Origin of the sequence: Imperialibacter sp. EC-SDR9 (genome assembly GCF_902498805.1) — a bacterium.
In the GTDB taxonomy this organism is placed as follows: Bacteria; Bacteroidota; Bacteroidia; order Cytophagales; family Cyclobacteriaceae; genus Imperialibacter.
Genome location: NZ_LR701582.1, coordinates 83,490 through 103,316, shown reverse-complemented (window position 1 = coordinate 103,316; position 19,827 = coordinate 83,490). Strand labels below are relative to the sequence as shown.

19 protein-coding genes are annotated in these 19,827 nt (G+C 45.3%); 13 read left to right on the top strand and 6 right to left on the bottom strand.

Annotated elements, in window-relative coordinates; all coding sequences use genetic code 11:
- Positions 1-4: 4 nt before the first annotated feature.
- A complete protein-coding gene (locus GC130_RS11770; protein ID WP_151998506.1) occupies positions 5-961 on the top strand; it encodes a glycosyl hydrolase family 18 protein in 957 nt (318 codons plus the stop codon).
- Between the two features lie 284 nt (positions 962-1,245).
- Here the strand turns inward: GC130_RS11770 and tnpA are convergent, their stop codons facing one another.
- Complete coding sequence (gene tnpA / locus GC130_RS11765) at positions 1,246-1,698, bottom strand: IS200/IS605 family transposase (RefSeq protein ID WP_151998505.1); 453 nt, start codon at positions 1,696-1,698, stop codon at positions 1,246-1,248.
- An 867-nt stretch (positions 1,699-2,565) separates the two neighbouring features.
- On the opposite strand from tnpA, the gene GC130_RS11760 reads away from it, so the two are divergent.
- From GC130_RS11760 to GC130_RS11750, 3 genes are all read left to right on the top strand, one after another.
- On the top strand, positions 2,566-3,012 hold the full coding sequence (locus GC130_RS11760; protein ID WP_151998504.1) for a hypothetical protein: 447 nt from the start codon (positions 2,566-2,568) through the stop codon (positions 3,010-3,012).
- Between the two features lie 271 nt (positions 3,013-3,283).
- A complete protein-coding gene (locus tag GC130_RS11755; RefSeq protein WP_151998503.1) occupies positions 3,284-4,870 on the top strand; it encodes a DUF6377 domain-containing protein in 1,587 nt (528 codons plus the stop codon).
- 61 nt (positions 4,871-4,931) lie between these two features.
- A complete protein-coding gene (locus tag GC130_RS11750) occupies positions 4,932-6,209 on the top strand; it encodes an amidohydrolase family protein (RefSeq protein ID WP_151998502.1) in 1,278 nt (425 codons plus the stop codon).
- A gap of 51 nt (positions 6,210-6,260) precedes the next feature.
- Here the strand turns inward: GC130_RS11750 and GC130_RS11745 are convergent, their stop codons facing one another.
- A complete protein-coding gene (locus GC130_RS11745; protein WP_151998501.1) occupies positions 6,261-7,856 on the bottom strand; it encodes a M12 family metallo-peptidase in 1,596 nt (531 codons plus the stop codon).
- A 348-nt stretch (positions 7,857-8,204) separates the two neighbouring features.
- Between GC130_RS11745 and GC130_RS11740 the strand changes: the two genes are divergently transcribed.
- The 8 genes from GC130_RS11740 to GC130_RS11705 all read left to right on the top strand — a co-directional run bounded on the left by GC130_RS11740 (position 8,205) and on the right by GC130_RS11705 (position 13,298).
- A complete protein-coding gene (locus tag GC130_RS11740; RefSeq protein WP_151998500.1) occupies positions 8,205-8,591 on the top strand; it encodes a hypothetical protein in 387 nt (128 codons plus the stop codon).
- Between the two features lie 9 nt (positions 8,592-8,600).
- Positions 8,601-9,500 (top strand): DUF5777 family beta-barrel protein, encoded by a 900-nt coding sequence (locus GC130_RS11735; RefSeq protein WP_201568389.1) that lies wholly within the window; start codon positions 8,601-8,603, stop codon positions 9,498-9,500.
- The gene (locus GC130_RS11730; RefSeq protein WP_151998499.1) at positions 9,497-10,057 is read left to right on the top strand and encodes a YceI family protein; all 561 of its coding nucleotides are present in this window, start codon (positions 9,497-9,499) and stop codon (positions 10,055-10,057) included. The genes GC130_RS11735 and GC130_RS11730 overlap by 4 nt, the downstream gene beginning before the upstream one ends.
- Before the next feature lie 38 nt (positions 10,058-10,095).
- Positions 10,096-10,578 (top strand): TspO/MBR family protein, encoded by a 483-nt coding sequence (locus tag GC130_RS11725; RefSeq protein ID WP_151998498.1) that lies wholly within the window; start codon positions 10,096-10,098, stop codon positions 10,576-10,578.
- 34 nt (positions 10,579-10,612) lie between these two features.
- Positions 10,613-10,981 (top strand): DMT family protein, encoded by a 369-nt coding sequence (locus tag GC130_RS11720; RefSeq protein WP_151998497.1) that lies wholly within the window; start codon positions 10,613-10,615, stop codon positions 10,979-10,981.
- 158 nt (positions 10,982-11,139) lie between these two features.
- Positions 11,140-12,222: an SGNH/GDSL hydrolase family protein gene (locus GC130_RS11715; RefSeq protein WP_151998496.1), complete on the top strand. Its 1,083-nt coding sequence runs from the start codon at positions 11,140-11,142 to the stop codon at positions 12,220-12,222.
- A complete protein-coding gene (locus GC130_RS11710) occupies positions 12,222-12,716 on the top strand; it encodes a hypothetical protein (RefSeq protein WP_151998495.1) in 495 nt (164 codons plus the stop codon). The genes GC130_RS11715 and GC130_RS11710 overlap by 1 nt, the downstream gene beginning before the upstream one ends.
- 57 nt (positions 12,717-12,773) lie before the next feature.
- Positions 12,774-13,298 (top strand): hypothetical protein, encoded by a 525-nt coding sequence (locus GC130_RS11705; protein ID WP_151998494.1) that lies wholly within the window; start codon positions 12,774-12,776, stop codon positions 13,296-13,298.
- A 9-nt stretch (positions 13,299-13,307) separates the two neighbouring features.
- Here GC130_RS11705 and GC130_RS11700 read toward each other — a convergent pair whose 3' ends face one another.
- The 4 genes from GC130_RS11700 to GC130_RS11685 form a co-directional block, all read right to left on the bottom strand.
- Positions 13,308-14,216: a DUF4340 domain-containing protein gene (locus tag GC130_RS11700; protein WP_151998493.1), complete on the bottom strand. Its 909-nt coding sequence runs from the start codon at positions 14,214-14,216 to the stop codon at positions 13,308-13,310.
- A 47-nt stretch (positions 14,217-14,263) separates the two neighbouring features.
- Positions 14,264-15,781, bottom strand: a complete 1,518-nt coding sequence (locus GC130_RS11695) for a Gldg family protein (RefSeq protein ID WP_151998492.1) — start codon at positions 15,779-15,781, stop codon at positions 14,264-14,266.
- Between the two features lie 12 nt (positions 15,782-15,793).
- Positions 15,794-16,519 carry an ABC transporter permease gene (locus GC130_RS11690; RefSeq protein ID WP_151998491.1) on the bottom strand — a complete coding sequence of 242 codons (726 nt, stop codon included), beginning with the start codon at positions 16,517-16,519 and terminating at the stop codon, positions 15,794-15,796.
- Positions 16,520-16,622: 103 nt separating this feature from the next.
- Positions 16,623-17,546, bottom strand: a complete 924-nt coding sequence (locus GC130_RS11685) for an ATP-binding cassette domain-containing protein (RefSeq protein WP_151998490.1) — start codon at positions 17,544-17,546, stop codon at positions 16,623-16,625.
- 334 nt (positions 17,547-17,880) lie between these two features.
- On the opposite strand from GC130_RS11685, the gene GC130_RS11680 reads away from it, so the two are divergent.
- Positions 17,881-19,803 (top strand): PAS domain-containing protein, encoded by a 1,923-nt coding sequence (locus GC130_RS11680; RefSeq protein WP_151998489.1) that lies wholly within the window; start codon positions 17,881-17,883, stop codon positions 19,801-19,803.
- Positions 19,804-19,827 lie beyond the last annotated feature (24 nt).

The window sequence follows — 19,827 nt, the reverse complement described above, 5'->3', positions numbered from 1 at the left end:
AGCTATGCGAGTAAACTCATTTGTCTTGTTTCTACAGTTCTTGCTCCTCAGCACAATCGCCAGCGCTCAGAGTGAATTCAGGGTAGTTGGCTACTATTCGCTACAAGCGGCGCAAACTGGGGAGGTGAAAACCGTTCCGTTCAAACAACTCACCCACGTGAACCTATGGTTTCTAAATCCAGACACGGAAGGGAACTTTGTCAATGATTTATCCGGCTTGGTCCCGTTCGTTGAAGCAGCTCACAAACGCAATGTAAAAGTACTCTTTTCCATCGGGGGTGGTAGCCACCAGCCGCAGTACCAGGCCCTGCTTGAAGATGGCCAGAGGAGCAAATTCATTGAGTCACTCGTGATGCAGGTAACCAAATATGGACTGGACGGGCTGGATGTTGACCTCGAAAGCGCCAATATTGACGAGAACTATGAAGCATTTGTGACAGAACTCGGTGTAGCACTAAGAGCACAAAACAAACTCATGACTGCGGCCATTGCCGTGTACTACAAAGACCAGCTGACCGACAAAGCGATTGCCCAGTTCGACTTTGTCAATGTGATGAGCTACGACCGCACCGGCCCCTGGCGGCCGGAGAAACCCGGCCCTCATGCCTTGTATGAGCACGCTGTGGATGACCTCACTTATTTTGGAGAAGATCGCCAGGTGCCAAAAGGTAAAATGACACTTGGTGTTCCATTTTATGGTTACGGCTATGGCCCGGAGCTTACTTCCAAAGCGATCAGCATGAGCTACGGCAAGATTGTGGAGACGTTCGAAGGCTCAGAGTTGAAAGATGAGTGGACAATGCCAGATGGGAAGATTCTCTATTACAATGGCATACCCACCATGAAAAAGAAAGTGGCTTTAGCCAGGGAAAAGGCTTCCGGCATCATGATCTGGCAAATTCAAGGTGATGCCAAGGGATCCAAATCGTTGTTGAAGGCGATTAATAAGGCTGCTAGATAGTCAGGATTGGGTTTCGCCCAACCCTGTAGGTATTTCGCCCTTTCAGGGCTTGGATGATCACCTCAGAGCCCTGAAAGGGCAGTATACACATGCGAAGGGTGGCAGCCCCTCGTAAAATAAAAACATAAAAATTAAGGCCATTATCATCAGGATTGGGCTTCACCCAATCCTACAGGTATTTCGCCCTTTCAGGGCTTACATACGACTGCCTCAGAGCCCTGAAGGGGCGGCATACACATGCGAAGGGTGGCAGCCCTTCGCATGGCAAAGAGAAAACATCAAGCCTAATCCCAAACATATCTTTCATCAAATTCCATTTGATTCTGTAGCATCAGGTTCCTGAATTCATCCATAAAACCACTTTGACTATGGTGTTTATGTTGGCCAGCAATGTAGGCAATAACCCTATCTACTTGTTTTGGGTTGACTGAAAATGCCGCATAACCATCCTGCCAGTAAAAATTTGATAGAGACTCGTGCTTGGTCTTCATCCATTTTGAAGAATGAGATTTCACCTCCTCGAGCAGCTTCATCAAGGCTATCTTTTTTGATAGCAAACAGAGAATATGAACATGGTCAACATATCCCCCTATTTTGATCGGCATACACTCCAGGTCATTACAAATCCCACCCATGTAGCTATGTAATTGCTCTTCAAAACGTGCGTGTATCAACGGCTCACGGTACTTCGTACTAAAGACGATATGAACATAGTTTTTTACAAGAGATTGCGGCATAGCTAATTTTGTTTTTTTTTAACTTTCATTTTCAGGATTGGGCTTTCACCCAATCCTGCGGGTATACCGCCATTTCAGGGCTTGGATAAGATTGCCTCCGAGCCCTGAAGGGGCGGTATATTCTTGCGAAGGGTGGCAGCCCTTCGTGAAATAAAAATATAAAAAACTAACGGCCATTATCATCAGGATTGGGCTTTCACCCAATCCTGTGGGTATACCTCCCTTTCAGGGCCTGAATACGATCACCTCAGAGCCCTGAAGGGGCGGTATATTCTTGCGAAGGGTGGCGGCCCTTCGTAAAATAAAAATATAAAAAACTAACGGCCATTATCATCAGGATTGGGCTACACCCAAGACTGCGGGTATATCGCCATTTCAGGGCTTGGATACGATTGCCTCCGAGCCCTGAAAGGGCGGCATAATCTTGCGAAGGGTGACAGCCCTGCGCAAAGAGAAAAACATGTACAACTTCTCAACTACATTGACAGGCTTGAGCCTTCATCTCAGAAGGTTACCGACAATCTTAACAAGCAACTATTGCTGTAGGCTAAAAGAAGAACACTGCTCCGTCCTGAAATAGATTGACCCTCTCAGCATATCTCCTCCCAAATCTTCGCTTACCTCGCTATATTTAATCTATACACGACACCAGTAACAAATATGTTATTTCACTCATAATCAACAGTTTAAAACACAGTTAGCGTAAATATTTCTATATTCATCAATCACTTTTTTCCCTTTCCATCCCGCCTCGGTAATTTCATAATACTCAACAGGGATGCGGTGGATTACAAAACATCGAAGTTTCGAAGCTCATTGACTTCTTTGGCTTTACTGCTCATTCCTGCACCAGTAAACTGATACATTATGATACAACCCTACTCAAACAACAGAACAATGAAGTTCGAAGGTGACAGCAAAAGCAGCGACCTTCTCATAGGAAATTTTGGTGACGTAGAATTCATCGCTAATGGTCAGTTCGATTTGGCTGGCATGATTTATAACCCGAAGGGTGCTGTCGAATTTGATATTGCAGGCACCGGTGCCGTTTCATTCAACGGCATTTGCCGGAAACTCACAGTGAAAAATGCATCCGGCAATTGCCGCCTGGATTTCAGCAAGCTCAATTGCAAAGAAGTGAAGTTCATCTCGGTAGAAGGAGGTTCCCAGGTGATTATTGGAGCGACCCGGTTTATCAGCGAAGCAATTTTAAAAGACGACGCCATTCTCCAGTGTTCAGACAAAACGATATTGATTAACTATACGGTTTCAGATAAATCTCAAATAGAAAGAATGCCGAAAATGGCCAGCTAGGCCACCAAACATTTTTCTGTTGCTTAGCCGCAACGACAAACTACAAAGTATCATTCCACTTCATTTCGGGAAAGCACCCGAAAGGTTTGTAGGGTTGACCGGGGGTTTTATGCCTCCGGTCTTTTTTTGTCCTGAAAAAAGCTTAAAATGAGTTAATTTTCTAAAAGACAAGAAATGCCTAGCAAGAAACCAGTGCTGCGATGGACGCAACTCCGATACAGTCACATCTCTGACAAGGACATTCAACTGCCTTTTATGCTAGGTTAATTCAATGAAAAAGCACCTCTTATTTGCCCTTTTAGTCCCTTATTTCGCTTTCACTCAAGAGGTTGCCCTTTTGAATACCGATAGTATTTTAACAGTACTTGAAGGGGAAATTGCAATTAGAGAAGCCTACGTACAAAAGAAGTTAGCCACCTTAGATGCCTATAAATCCTCTCTCAGTAAATCAACCAGCCTCACAGACAAATACAAGGCATGCTGGCACATAGTGGATCAATACAAGTCGTTCCAGTACGATTCTGCATTTTTCTACTCACTCAAGCTCTCTGACCTCGCCTATCAGATCGGGTCTTTCGAATGCATTCAAACCGCTCGCATCAAAACAGCTTTTGTGCTGGAATCAGGCGGACTGCTGAAAGAGGCTGCTGACACTCTTGAAGCTGTTGACCTCACCAACATGCCTGACAGTATTAGAAGCGAATTTTATTCAGTCACTACACGACTTTACGATTTCATGGCCTACTTCGTAAAGGATTTTTATTACGCCAAGATCTATCAGCAAAGAAGCAGAGACTATATGAACAGGGAATTGGCGCTTCATTCGCCTTCCTCTCTTCGGTCTCATTTTATCCGCATTCAAATCAACCAGGCAGAGGGCGACTTCGAAGAGACCGAAAGAGTCTACCTCTCGATGGTCAAAAACTTTAATTTGACACACCATCAGCTGGCCATGAGATCGTATGATATGGGAGTTGTCTTTGATGAAAAATTCCCAGAAAAAGCCATTTACTACAAAGCACTCTCAGCCATAAATGATATAAGAGGTGCTGTAAAGGAGAACGTTTCCATGAGGGAGCTGGCAGAAAGCCTTTTCAGAAAGGGTGACTTACGCCGATCCTCTCTGTTTATCAAACAAGCCCTCGATGATGCCAATTTCTATTCTTCCCGGCTTCGAAAAGTGGAGGTGTCAGACATACTTCCAATTATCGAGGGAAAGCAGTACCAGGAGCTGGAAAGCAGAAACACAAGGGTCATCAGCTACTCCTACATTATCACATTGCTGGTACTTTTTTTAGCGCTGTTCTTGTTTATCATTTTCAGGCAGCTTAGCAAGCTTCGCATTTCAAAGCGAAGCCTCGACACCGCCAACGAATCACTTTTCAATGCCAATCACAAGCTAGAAGAATCCAACAAAATCAAAGAGGCCTATATTGGACAGTTTTTTAACCTGATTTCGGAACACCTGTTCAAGACAGAAAAGCTGGTGACCTCCATCAACCGAAAGCTAAGTCAGCGAAAGTTTGATGACCTATCGGAAATCACCGACAATATCAACTCTTTCAAAGAGCGGGAGCTGCTTTACAAGAATTTCGATGATATGTTTCTCAATCTGTTCCCGGATTTCATTGAGAAGCTAAATGGCTTGTTGAAAGCCAATGATCAGTTGGATCCACATATGAAATTGCTTACGCCTGAAATCCGCATATACGCTCTTTTGAGACTCGGCATCAACGACAACAATCAAATAGCTCGCTTACTGAATTACTCCATTAACACCATATACACCTACAAAACACGGCTTAAGAACAAGGCTATTGACCCCGAAACCTTTGAAGAATCCATCATAGAGATATAGTATCATCAGCAGAATACGCCAGCCTGCTGTCCCTGGCTCTGAAATTCATTACCTTTAATATATGAAAACTCGCCACTGCCTTTTTCTCGCCCTGTTGGGCTTTACTTCCTGCTCAGCGCCGCAGCAAACCGACAACATAGTTACCACAGCCTTCACCGGAGCCACTATTATTGATGGAACTGGCGCTGCACCTATCCAAAATGGAGTTCTGCTGGTGGCAGATGGCCGCATTGTGACAATGGGGGCAAAGAATGATGTGACTTTGCCCGACAACACCATAGTGAAAGACCTCTCGGGCAAGACCATCATCCCAGGCCTTATCAATGCACATGGCCACGTCGGTGATGTAAAAGGCATAAAAGGTGGGCACTACTCAAAGCAAAATGTGATCGACAACCTGAGCCTTTTTGCCAGATACGGCGTCACCACTGTGGTCAGTCTGGGGGCCGACAAGCAAGAAGCGGTTTCGTTGAGAGCAATCGTAGATACAGCGGTCATGCAAAGAGCCCGTTTGTACATAGCAGGTGAGGTAATTTCCGGCAATACTCTGGAAGAAGCTGTTGCCGTAGTTGATCAAAATGACGGCATGGGCGTTGACTTTATGAAGATAAGGGTCGACGATAACCTTGGCAGCAGCCCCAAAATGACGGAAGACGTTTATAAGGCAGTGATCAACCGCTCTCATGAGCTTGGCTACAAAATAGCCACTCATATGTACTATCTGGACGACGCCAAAAAACTATTGGCAGCTGGCTCCGACTTCCTCGCTCACAGTGTCCGTGATCTCCCGGTAGATGATGAGCTCATTGGGCTACTGAAGGAACAGAAAGTGTGCTACTGCCCCACCCTCACCAGAGAGCTTTCAACCTATGTTTATGAAGACACGGCTTTCTTCTTTTCAGACCCTTTCTTTCAGAAGGAATTTAGTGAGGCTACAGTGCAGCCGCTGCTTGATCCAACCAGACAACAGCAGATCAAAAACAGCAAAAGCGCCCAAACCTACAAGCAACAACTACCAACTGCCATGGCCAACTTGAAAACGCTTTCCGACAACGGCGTCACCATTGCCTTCGGCACCGACAGTGGCATCCCCACCCGCTTTATGGGCTACTTCGAACACCTGGAAATGGCCATGATGGCCGATGCCGGGCTAAGCCCCATGCAAATTATTGTGTCGGCTACAAGCTATGCAGCCAAGTGCCTCGATCTCAAAGATGTTGGCAAGCTTGCGCCTGGCTACTGGGCGGATTTTGTGGTATTGGATGCCAATCCACTGGAGGATATTAAGAACGGCAAGAGCATTTCAGGTGTTTGGATAGGTGGGGAGAAAGTGAAGTGAGCCTGACAACAACCGCTTTCAGTCCGCCACATCTATTCTACAGTGCAACAACTACTCCTTAATTACTTTAATGACTTCGTCGTTGATCCTAAGAAAATATATCCCCTTCTTCCATACGGCAGTAGCCAACTCAAATGACGTTTCCGATAAGTGTCCCTGGAAATAAATCCTGCCCGATATATCATAGATAATGAATCCATCTGTCGGGTCGGCCAGGTCAACATACAAATGTTCGTTAAATGGGTTGGGGCCATAGGTAGTTCCATCATGTTCCTTCCCCCCCGACAGGTCAACAGCAATATTAGCCGACGCAAGCTGCTCATCAAAAACTGAATACTGATAGATTCGGTAAATGTTTCTTTCGTTGCCAGGGTTTTCATGGACAAACTGGTAACTGACCGGTTCATTTTCTTTGCCGATTGCTGGAATAGTGGCAAGAACACCTGTGCTCTCTAAATGAAGAACGTAGTAGCTAACCTGATATTCGTAGCTTGTTTCCCAATTCAAAACCACGTTCTCTTCTATCATGTCAGCTGAGAAAACCAATCTTGGGCATTGTTGAAAATGAGCCAACACGTCAGGGCTCGACATATATTCATTGATCTCATCCTTGCTTTTTCTACTCCAGGAGCCTCCACTTTGGAAAGGTGACATTAAATAACCAGTCGTTGCGTCATGGCTGGCCCCAAATCCATGTCCAATCTCATGAACAATAATTTGCACAGTGCTCGATAACGAGGCTTGCTGTTCGACAATCATAATTCCTAGCGAATTCTCCGGCCCTGCAAAAATATGTCCAACGTTGTTGCCTGTTGGGTAGTTAAACTGAGTGAATGCCAATGTAAAATCGAACAAACCTGCTGACATCTCTTTTTCTTCAAGCCAATTTCTGAGATGAAAATTCAGATCACCGAAGCTCAACACCGTTGGGTCATTTGCTTTGGGAAACGGGCTTTCCTTGGTAGGCATCACCAGTTGTTTTAAACGCAGACTAAAATCTATATCAAAACTTATAAAATATGTCTGAGCGATAGCAAACCATTCAAGGACAGTCGCTTCTGCTTGTACAAATTGCTCTGTTGTCTTTCCTAAGGCCATATCACTCACGATTTGGAACTCGATCAATTGGCAACTTGTGTAAGCGAGCCGACCTCCAACACTGCCAACTTTGGTTTCCGGATCCATGTGCAGATCAAAATCGCAATTGACGTTGAGGTTTAGATCACTACCGCTGTTAGCAGAAAACTGGTACATGGAAGAATCAAGACGGATCAACTGAAAATACTCTTCCTTTTCAGACCACCTCATTGAGTTGATCTTCCCGTCAATTGTTGTTGCAATAAAACGATCTTGACCATCTGAGCCATAACCTTCCCACAAATGGACGCTACTAGGAATCCAGCCATCATCTGTGAAAATTCTGTCATACTGCTTAATTTCACTTCTTTTCCAGTGAACCAGGTATTCACCTGTCGGCAAATACAACTGACTCGCCTGGCTTTTGGTGATTTGCCCCCCTCGGATGAGCCCAGTTTGCGACGTAAATCGAGTGTTGGCCTGGCCTGGATCTGCCACAAACCTTACATCATTTTGCGCAATTGCAGAAATGCTTATAGCGAGACTGAAAACAAACAAGATGATTTTCATTGAAAAAAACTCTCTGAAAGTGGATGTTTACTTCATAAATGTATGAAAAAAAGCATTATATTTTCTCTCAATCTTTTCAAAAAAACTAAGGTTTCTTCAAGGAATTTAATCGTCTCGGAACCGGAAGCTGGCGGTTCGATTAGTCCCTGCCAATGCCTGATGGTTAGCTCGCATGACGTTTCAGCAGAAAAAGACCTCTTGTGTCCATCGGATCTGCCGGTATGGCATTAATTTTTTAGGGGAGGCCACCAACCCGACATTTACTTCGTATTTCATATAAGTAAGTCGTGTGAATATTACTTATTTGTAGATAAACCGTCAGTCAACCCTTCACCCAAAAAGCGTTATATGCGAAAACTGTTTTTACCAGTGCTTCTTTGTTTCGCCCTGGCCTCGTGCAAGTGGGACAATGAACAAGACCTCTATCCCGAGGAAACAGGAGGCGGCACCAACTGCGATGGATCAACTGCCATTACTTATTCGGCTTCCATCCAACCGATACTATCGGCTCGATGCCTTTCTTGCCACTCGGCAAGTGCATCCTCAAATCTAGGCGGGGGAGTCAGGCTCGATTCCTATCAAAATGTGAAAGTAAGGGCCGATAATGGCAGCCTGGCAGGAGTAGTCAATCACGACTCCGGCTACCCCCAAATGCCTCAGGGGAGCAGCAAGCTTTCCTCCTGCCAAATCAGCCTGATAGAGCAATGGATTGCGGAAGGAACCCTTAATAATTAACACCGAACCATGAAGAGACTTTCAATTTTTACCCTTTTGGTTGCCTTTGCCATTGCACCATCACTTGCACAAGACCTGGATGACCTGCTCAACTCGATGGAAAGCGAAACCATCGACTATACCACAGCCACTTTCAAATCCTCCAGGGTCATCAACCTTCATTCGCCCGAAAGAGTAGCCCCCGGCGCAATGGAGTTCAGAATCTCGCATCGTTTTGGCCCGCTCAACGGGGGCGCCTACAACCTGTGGGGCCTTGACCAGTCATCGGTTCGATTTGGTTTCGACTTTGGGCTCACCAAATGGCTCATGGTTGGTGTGGGGCGCTCAACCTACGAAAAGACCTACGATGGCTTTGTGAAGGCAGCCATCCTCCGCCAGTCGACTGGCAAGAAAGTAATGCCACTTAGCGCCGTTTGGGTCAGTAATATGTCTGTAAATGGTTTGAGGTGGGAGTTTCCCGACCGCACCAATTACTTTAGCTCACGCATAGCCTTTGTGCATCAGCTTGTGCTTGCCCGCAAATTCAGCGACAGGTTCTCATTTGAGGTCGTGCCTACCTGGGTGCATTTCAATCTGGTAGAGGGTACCACCGACCTCAATGATATCCCTGCTGTTGGCTTCGGAGGCCGGATCAAACTTTCCCGCAGAACCGCCTTAAATGGTGAATACATTCTGAGGGTAGCTGACAAAAATGCCCCTAACGTAGCTAACTACAACGACTCCTTCTCTATCGGTTTCGACATCGAAACAGGTGGACACGTCTTCCAGCTGCACCTCACCAACTCTTTGGCCATGATGGAAAAAGGCTTCATTGCTGAAAACACCGACACATGGGGCAATGGTGGCATACATTTTGGGTTTAATGTCACGAGAGAGTTTACACTGTCCAAAAAATCGAGAATGGAATGAAAAAGACATCGAAATTAACCTTTGCAGTACTCCTCGCCCTTTTCGTATATGCAGGAACTGCCAGAGCTCAGATTTATATGCTGGAAAGCTCCAACGTCCGCTTCTTCTCCGACGCACTGATAGAAGACATCACAGCGACTACCACTTCGGCTCAGGGCTTGATCAATGTTGCAGAGAAGTCCTTCTCCTTCAGAGTGCCAATCAAAACTTTCGAGTTCGCCAAAGACTTGATGAAAGAGCACTTCAACGAAAACTATTTGGAGAGTGAAAAGCATCCCTATGGCGCTTTCAAAGGATCGATCGTTGGCAATTTTGATTTTACCAAAAATGGGATTTATGAGGTGACTGCCAAGGGCGCACTAGACATACATGGTGTGCCACAAGAAAGATCATTACCAGCAAAACTCTTCGTCGAAGGAAGCGTCGTTCGTCTTGAGTCAGTTTTCATGGTCAAATTAGTGGATCACGACATCGAAATTCCTCAGATCGTGTTTCAAAACATAGCCGAGGAAATTGAAGTGACTATTAAATCGGATCTGGTACCTTACAAAAAATAGATCACCAAACTTATTAGCCAATTGAGGGTTATAACAAGATGGCTAGTAACAAAACAATTATTATCAGGATCGCAGCTTCAGTCATCGTTTGTTTGGCGGTGGGTGCCCTCTCCGGTATTGCAACCTCATCATCGGTATCTACCTGGTACACCACCCTAAACAAGCCGCCTTTTAATCCGCCCAATTGGTTGTTTGCCCCTGTGTGGACGCTGCTTTACGCAATGATGGGCGTGGCGGCGGGGATTGTTTGGTCCAGGGCAAAAGAGTCAATTGGAGTAAAACTCGCATTGGGCCTGTTCGTGGGACAGTTGCTTCTAAATAGTCTCTGGTCTGTTTTGTTTTTTGGTCTGAGAAACCCTACTGCTGCATTGGTTGAAATTGTGGTGCTTTGGGTTGCCATCCTGCTTTCTATCAATCGGTTTTACCTCATTAGCAAAACTGCTGCCTGGCTACTGGTTCCCTACCTTATTTGGGTTTCCTTTGCAGCCTTGCTAAATGCATCCATCGTTATATTGAATTAGCCCTTTCAGTATATTTACCGCTTAATCTTCACGTATGAAAGCGGTTTACACCATCCTTCTGCTCATTACTTCCAACGTATTCATGACACTTGCCTGGTATGGCCACCTCAAATTCAGGGAGCTGAAGTGGTTCGAAAGCCTTGGCCTTGTTTCTATAGTTTTGATTAGCTGGGGCATTGCCTTATTTGAATACATGTTTCAGGTACCTGCCAACCGAATCGGCTTCCGGGAAAACGGAGGCCCTTTTTCGCTCGTGCAGCTCAAAGTCATTCAGGAGGTGATCACACTAATTGTGTTTACCGTCTTCACCTTGCTTGTTTTCAAAACCGAGACGCTTCGGTGGAACCACCTGGCCGGGTTTGCTTGCCTGGTAGCAGCAGTATATTTTTTGTTTAAGAAATAGCCCAGGATGGAAACGCTTTGCTTATGGTAAAATCGATTATTTTATCTGCCAATATTTTTAGAAGTTTATACTGGCATTTTACTGACATGCCATGGGTAAATATATGGGCATGGAAGCAATGCCCTGTCTGCCTTCTTCATTGAGTTAAAAAGCATGCGATGAAAAACCACCTAGTCCTACCTCTCCTGTTGATAATTTCGATTTTAACGGGTTGCTCTCAGCTGGAAAAGCTTAAGCTGGAGGCCGACAATCAGCAAATCAACTACACCGGCCGAATCGATTTTGGGAACCCCAAGGCACCTGTTCTATTCTGGTCGGGCTCGGAGGCAACATTGACTATTAACGGCACGGGCCTGAGGGTCGAGCTTGCAGACGAACGAGGCGACAACTACTTCAATATTGTCATCGACAAAGACAGTATCAGGTATATCAGGCTAGACAGCGCAACAAAGTGGTACACACTCGCCAAAGACCTGGAAGAGGGAGAGCATACCATTTCGCTCATCAAAAGAAATGAATGGGACAAAGGAAGCACCACCATTCACGGGTTTGAAGTTACGGGCGAGCTGCTGCCAACGCCTGAAAATTCGAGAACGATAGAGTTCATTGGCAACTCCATCACAGCTGGTTATGCCATCGAAGATCTGACAGGTGGCGATTCGCCTGACAGCGTTTATACGAACAACTACCCAACATACGGAGCGCTAACCGCTCGAAATTTCAATGCGGACTACCTTTGCACTTGCCGCAGCGGCATTGGCATTATGATCAGTTGGGATCCCACTATTATCATGCCCGAGGTTTTTCCCAGGCTAAACCCAAAAGACTCGGCAAGCAGATGGGACTTTTCAAGAATAACACCCGATCTGGTTGTGGTTAACCTCTTTCAAAATGATTCCTGGTTGGTCAATATGCCTGAGCAGCCTTCCTTCAGTCTCCGACTGGGAGAAACAGCCCCGAGCGAAGAAAAGATAATTGCCTCTTACCAGGAGTTTATCAGCATGGTCAGAAACGTGTACCCCGACACACCCATCATTTGTGCGCTGGGCAGCATGGATGCCACCAAAGAGGGCTCAGCATGGCCAGGCTATGTGCAGGAGGCTGTCGACGGGCTGGGCGACTCGTTGATCTATACCCATTTCTTTCCCTTCATCGAAAAAGGAGGGCACCCTAGAGTGGCTGACAACAAAAAGATGGCAGAAAGTCTAACGTCATTTATAAGAGAAAAACTTAATTGGTAATGGATGTAAAGCGGGACACTTTCAAAGTTATTTGGATGAAAATGACTCTCCTGATAGCCCCGCTGGTGATCGTAGCGATGAGCTTTATGGTATCACTGGCGAAAGACTATACTTCGACGGGTCCAACACTTGCCGTTCTTCTCATCATGCTGCTGGCCAACTATCAGGTTTTCTCATCCCTCTATCCGATTCTGGCAAAAATCACTCTTGACGAGGAAAAGGTCACCATAAAGTATCCGTTCTGGGGCAAAGAGAAAACCTTTAACTACAGTCAGCTTAAGGGATTCAAAAAGCAAGTAGTTCCATTAAACTTCCTGGCTAAGTTCGGCCTTTTGCTCTACACAGAAGATGGAAAAGTCGCTGAATTGTCGCCACTTTTCATCACCAACATACCGGAAATTGAGGATTTCCTTCAAACAAAAACCAACAACCTCGGTAAAGAACCATTTCGACTGTTCAAGACAGTCTGGGATCGGCTATTTTGGAGGTATTGACTTCATCCCTTCCAACTAAGTCCGCCCTAGTGATGTCTTTAAAAAAAAGACAAACTTATGCGAGCTTCTGGAGTATTAGCCATTTTCTATGTTTTCATTTTCTTAAGCTGCGGACAAGATGAAGGTATCAATCCGGCAGAAGAGAGCCTTGACTTCTTCGTTGACGCCAAACTCACTGGTGAATTTCCCTTTGCCTTTTCAGGCGATAATGTTGTTTTCCATCGTCATTACACCAGGGAAGATGACAAAGCCATAGCAGACGATGAGTACTCAGAAGATTTTTTCGTGGAGTTGGAAAACCCGGGTGAAAGCTTTGAGTATGCTGGTGAAGAGCTAAAGGATTTGAAAACGCTTTTTCTCTATTATTGTTACTGCGGATACACTTCGAACGTTGCTTTGAAAGAGGGCTCTATCAAAGGCACGAAAAAGTCCGAAAGGAAATACGAGTTGGACGTAGACGTGACTTATGAGTACTACCACATCGATCAAGCCTCCAAAGACACTATTGATACCTACACCAGGCAAGTGAAATACAAGGGCGTGCATCAGCAGGATGCAGTACCATCTGGTACCGGTGGCTAAAACCCAGCCCTACTCCTCCTCACTCAAAAAATACGTCGACCCTTTGAATATTTTGTCCTTCAAGCCGGCATCCTTAAAGTACTCCTCAGCATTGAAATCCGAATGCACCACCAACTCACCATTGGGCAGGTAGCCCTCCAGTTTAAGCGGATTACCACTTTTAACAAGGTAAGTCACGCTAAACAGCGGGCTTCCAACCGGGTTAAAATCATCAGCAAAGTTTCTATTGGACAGGTAGGCAATGCCCTGCAGGTATTTGGCTGTGTTGGCTGAGTCGGCAGGTTGGCCGTCTAATAACCATTTGCCATCCGCTTTACTAAGCGTGAAGGCTGAATCCGGATACTCAAAGGTCACCTGATAGACACTATCTTTGGTAAACCTTGCCAGCTGCTGGTTGCGATACGAGGCAGAATTGGTCGAAAGACTGGCACCCATAAAGTTTGCCGCTGAGTAAACTTCCGGATCCTCAAACAACCTGACGTAGGTACTGAACTGCCGCTGCCCTTCCATATTGAACCTCCCCACAACCAGGTCAAGTGTTTTCTCCCCTCCCTCAAAAACTTCTACCCTCGTACCTGCACTATCGACCTGATAGTCTTTCCACTTCGACTCATCTTTGGCTACCAGCCTGCTTGGCTTCACTGACATCAGGCTATTCAAAATACCTTTAACGCTCGAAGACGTTGCGGCCACATTCTTTCCTGCTGTTGTATTCACTCTCCACTGGTTCTCCCCCTTTTCTACCACGAGCTGCTCACCGTTGGCTTCGATCTGCAGTTTTGTTACGGCAGCAGTATCAATCTTGACCAGCTCCGACCTAAACGACTTACTTCTACCCCTGTCTGTTGTGAACTGAACCACAAAGTAAAGAGCAATGAGTATCCCAAGAACACCCAATAGTTTCAATGTACTTTTCATAATTCGTGTGATTTTTCCGCTTTACGAACAAATACTACTCAATGAATCTAATAATTGCCGGCTGCCCACTGTTGCCGCTTGCGGTTGTTTCTTTGCTTCCGCACAAAAGCATAAATGAGCAGCAGCAGTATTGGAAGCAGCACATTGCCATATTTTAGAAGCTCCTTTGTGCTATCCTCCAGCTGAACCAGTGGCCTGGCCGTTACTCCCTTGGTTCGAAGGTCAATCAAACCCGTGTCGTCCGACAGCCAGTCGATGGCATTGGAAGCAAAGCTCACATTGTCGGCATTGAGCTGTTGCTGCTGCCCTTGCGGCCCATTGATAATAAATTGACCATTCGACACTACCACCATTTTCGAAGATGCAGTACCACTCAGGGGGCCTTCAACAGCCATTGCCACTGGCAGCGAGCTGTTTTGAAAATCATTCTCCGTCCACTGTCTTTGTATGTCGACAGTAGTCGGCGGACTAACCAGGCCGGAAAGCTCGGAAGTCATGAGTAGGCTGGTTGAACGAAAGGTGGTATCAGTCTTAGTAAAGTTAATCGTGCTGGCAAAAGGCAGAAAGACTGATTCAAGTCCTTTGGAAGCAGGATGGTCGGAGAAGTTTTTAATGATAGGAAAGTAAGGAAAGGCAATTTGCCGGTTCATTGTAAACTGCCCCATTTGCTGCCGTACTGAGACCGGCGCATTCTCCGCATCTACCACAAACTCCCTTCCCATTTGAATGCCCAGCCTTGAAAGCCAGCTGCTTACGCCGATGTCGTTAGCAGCCGACAAATATGCCTGGCTTAAGTCGCCGTTCAGGTTGCTGTAGGCCACGAACATGGTGCCTCCGCTGGCCAGGTATTTGTCGAGCTTCGCAAAGTCCGCCTGAGGAATGGTATCCTTCGGATTGATCCAGGCCAGCGACCTGTAGTACTGAGGAACTGTGGCAGAATCGGAAAGAGCGAATGATTCAATTTGATAAAGCACCGACAACTGTTGGTATAGCTCAATCATTTCCTCCAAAGGTGCCTCTCCATGCCCCTGTATCAAACCAATCTTAGGTTTGTCCGCTATGGCAATCTTTTTAATCGCAGTGGTGAGCGCATATTCCATGGCCGCTCCTGGCTGTATCAAAGGAATGATCTCCTTGCGGTCGCCCATCTGGATAATGGCGCCGAGATAAGCCCTCATTTGTTTCATCTGATCCTTTTCCCGCACATTGACCATTACCGGATTCACACCGGCTTGTTGCGCTTCCTGCTCCTTCTGCTCATTCTCGTTTGGGTTCAAAAACTCGTAGACCAGATAGCCGTCCGACCTGTTCTCGTATTCCAACAGCAAATCTTCAAAGTCCTGACGGGTGCTTACCAACTGTGTGGGTAAGTCTTCCGAAAAATAGGCTTTCACAGTGACCACTTCAGGCAAATCCTCCAATATGTCTTTGGTGGCCGTGCTGAGTGTGTATCGCTGGTCTTCGGTAAAATCGCCCCTGAAATATAGTTTACTCGACAGCAAGTTGACTACCACAAGAATGCCAGTCACTATAGCCAATTGAATAATTACGTTTCTTCCCCTCATGTCAGTAGTTGTTTAAGATTGCCAATTGCGACGTGAAAGCATTGCCTGGGATAGCAATAAAGAGATAGCTATAAGAGAGCCAAAGTAGATCAAATCACGAGAATCGATTACTCCTCTGCTCATAGAATCGAAATGGGTTTGCATGCTCAGGTAATAGAATATTCCACCTGCAGCACCCCTAAAACTGGATCCAAGCACATCGAATAAGATCTGAAAGAAAATTCCAATAAAAAGCGCCATTAGAAAAGCCACGATCTGATTGCTTGTGGTGCTGCTGGCAAATAGCCCGATACCGATGTAGGCTGCCGATAGCAAAATGAGCCCAAGGTAGCCTCCGATAATGCCGCCATGGTCCACATTACCCAGCTGCGACACAGTTATGTAGTAAGGTAGCGTGCACAGCAGGGCGATGGCCACCAGCAGCAGGCAGCCGAGAAATTTACCTACAACAATTTGGAAATCGGACACGGCCTTGGTCGACAGGAGCTCAATGGTTCCGCTTTTATTTTCTTCTGCCAGGGTTCTCATGGTGATGGCCGGGATAAAGAAGAATAAGGTCCAGAACGAAATTCCGAAGAACACTTTTAAGCTGGCCTGGTTGATCATAAATATATTACTCCCAAAAAGCCAGGTAAAGAACCCGCTCATGCCAAGGAAGATGATGATCATTACGTAGGCAATCAAAGAATCAAAATAGGAAGCCAACTCTCTTCTGGCAATGATCCAAATCTTGTTCATATCAGTCGTTGTTGCTAGTTAATAAATCGATATTTGGTTTCAGAGATGTAAAGTCAATTGTGTTTGTCGGCCTTACCGCAATTTAGTATTGCGGTGTATGGGCTTAGTTGGTTAATTCTCTAAACACATCTTCCAGTTTGGTTTCATGGCCTGTCATTTCCAGTAGGTACCACTTTTTTGATACACACAGGTCAAACACCTCTTTTCGGGACGAAACTTCCGGCTTACTCCGAACTGAGAAGAAACCGGCTTTCCCGTCCACAGGCTCAACAGTTTCTACCGAAGCCAACCCAAGCAGCGCCTTTTTCACATCCGCATCGGCGGCTTCAATTTTAACGGTAAGCAATTCCTTGCCCTCTGCCTGGCTTCTTAATGTATCTGAGGTGCCGTCGGCCACAATCCTCCCCCTGTTAATAATCAGGATACGGTCACAGGTAGCTTCTACTTCCGAAAGGATATGAGAGCTAAGGATCACCGTTTTCTCCTTCCCCAGTTTTTTAATCAACTTTCTGATCTCTATGATTTGGTTAGGGTCAAGGCCTGTGGTTGGCTCATCCAGTATCAAAATCTCAGGGTCGTGAATCATGGCCTGCGCAAGCCCAACCCGCTGCCGGTATCCCTTAGAAAGTTCGTTGATTTTCTTGTGGCGCTCTCTTTCCAGGCCACACATGTCTATCATATCACCTATTCTGGACGGTATTTTTTCCTTGCTCACTCCCTGTATTTCGGCACAAAACCGCAGATAGTCCACAATCGCCATATCAGTGTAGAGTGGATTGTTTTCAGGCAAATAACCGATCTTCTTCTTTATGTCCTCCTGCTCATTAAGGATGCTCAACTCGTCCAGCCTGACATCCCCACTCGTTGGTGCCATGTAGCAGGTAATCATTTTCATGGTGGTGCTTTTTCCTGCTCCATTTGGCCCCAGAAAACCAACTACCTCGCCGGTGTTAATTTTGAAGGAGATATCATTAACTGCCTTCTGCTCTCCATATTTCTTGGTCAGGTTCTCAACAACTATTGACATGATTTTTCTATCTTAAAAAAACAATTAAGAAGTTTTCAACAACTACCAGCTTTTGAGTACAGTTCCGAAGAATTCCCGGAAACGGTGGCAATTTTATAAAAGCCTAAAGTTTTTGTCAAGTTTAGATGAAATGCCAATTGTTAAAAAATATTAAAAAAACATGGCGCAATTAAAAGACCCATCGCTGATATTGCGTTGTTAATTCAGACGACAGCGGGAAATAAAAATCAGCCTGCTTTCTTTTTCGCCAGCTATTATTTATACGTTATTAACTACAGTAGTTGACTTTAGTGTATTTCACTAAAACAGCCTTTTTTTTGTAAATTCAGCTTGCATGAAAAGAAACAGGGGAACGGCCACCGATGCCGGTAAAAAAACAGCACCTAATGAAAACATCAAGACTTCCATATCCAATGCCTATCATGGAGTAGTGCTGATAGACAAGGATTATGCGATTCAGAAGTTCAACCCCCACTTTGAGAGCGCTTTTTCACAGATTACAGGCACACTACCGAGAAGAGGACTTTCAATTATCAATTCACTTTTTTTAAAAGATAAGGAAGAGATGTTTGCTCTTTTTGAACAGGTATTTAAGGATCAAGATACGATAAACAATATTCGTATCGAAGACACTAACTATAGTATGCGTCTTGAGCCAGCACTTGACAGAAAGGGAAATTTAATTGGTGCTTTTCTTTACTTGATTAATGAAAAGGATGCTGACAACAGTGAGCCTCCTAAGCCCCAAATGAACTTCCGGGCCCTTTTGGAAAGTAGTACTGACGCCGTTATCGTATTCTCAGCAGAGGGCAAACCAATTTACGTATCGCCATCCATCGAGAAAGTGCTGGGATACACTCCAGAGGAGACAATGCAACTTGACCTATACACAAATGTACATCCGGATGATCTCCTTGCCAATCAAAAAATAATGGAGAAAGTGATCCTTAATCCAGGCATTCCGGTAAAAGGTCATCGTTCAAGAATTTTGCACAAAGACGGTAGCTACCACGTATACGATTCGACCGCCGTAAACCTGCTGAATGATCCATCTATAGGAGGCATTGTGGACAATATTAAAGAGGTTATAGAAACAGAAAACTCTAATGGAGAGGACAATCAATTTACAGAGCTGTACTCCAATGCCATTGAAAACTCGAAGATAGGTGTTTGGGAAATTGATCTTACATCTGGCAAGTCGATAAGGAGTAGAATTCATGATCAAATTTTTGGATACAAGGAGCAAGCTGCTCAATGGGACTTACCGACTTTGCTCCAGCATATCCACGTGAAAGATCGGTCGGCTGCCAAAGAAATTTTCGAAGCGGCCAAAGCAGATGGCTCCTTCGACTTTGAGGTAAGGGTAATTTGGCCTGACCAATCCGTCCATTGGCTTGCGCTAAAAGGAATTTATGTGAAGAGCCCCGAAACCGGAATAGAAAAGCTTAGCGGGTCGGTAGTTGATATTACTCTGCGTCGGAACAATTTTCAAGCACTTCTCAATAGCGAAAGTCGCCTAAAAAGTATCATTGATAATATATCGGAAGGTTTGGTAGTTGCCGACAAAGGGGGCAGGCTTCTCTACTGGAACACAGCAGCATCAAAAATGCATGACTTCAGTTCTTTGCAAAGTCCTCCCAAAAGCTTCACAGAATTGCTGAAGTACTTTAAGGTGGAGCAGCTAAATGGAAAGTATTTACCCGTCAGCAAATGGCCACTACCGAGGCTGTTGAACAATGAAAATGTGGATGGGCTGGAAGTTAGAGTGCGAAGCATTAAAAATCGCTGGGCAAAAATTTTCAGGTACAATGGCGGCTCATTTGCAGACCGTGAGGGAAACCTGGTTTATTTTCTCACCATCAGCGACAGGACTGAACTAAGCAATATCAAAAAGCACTTGCGTGACAGTGAAGAAAGGTTTTTAGACGCCTTCCATGCAAGCCCAGTAGCGCTATGCATTACAAGCAACAAAGACGCCATTTGTCTCGAAATCAACAAGAGTGCTGAGGAATTGCTTGGCTACAGCTACGAAGAATATACAGGCAAGCCTATTTTAACACTCAATAGTGTGCCCCTGGCCGAAATCAGAAAAATATTTAGCCGAAAGGGTGATCCATCAAAGTCCAGAGAAAGCAAACTCTCAATCAGCACAAAACGAGGACAAAAAAGATTGATACTTTTTTCGGTTGAACAGGTTACGCTCAACGGTGAGGAATGCAGGTTGACAGTCTTTGTGGATATTACTAATAGCAAATAACCCAGTCTTGTGCAAAGTCAGATC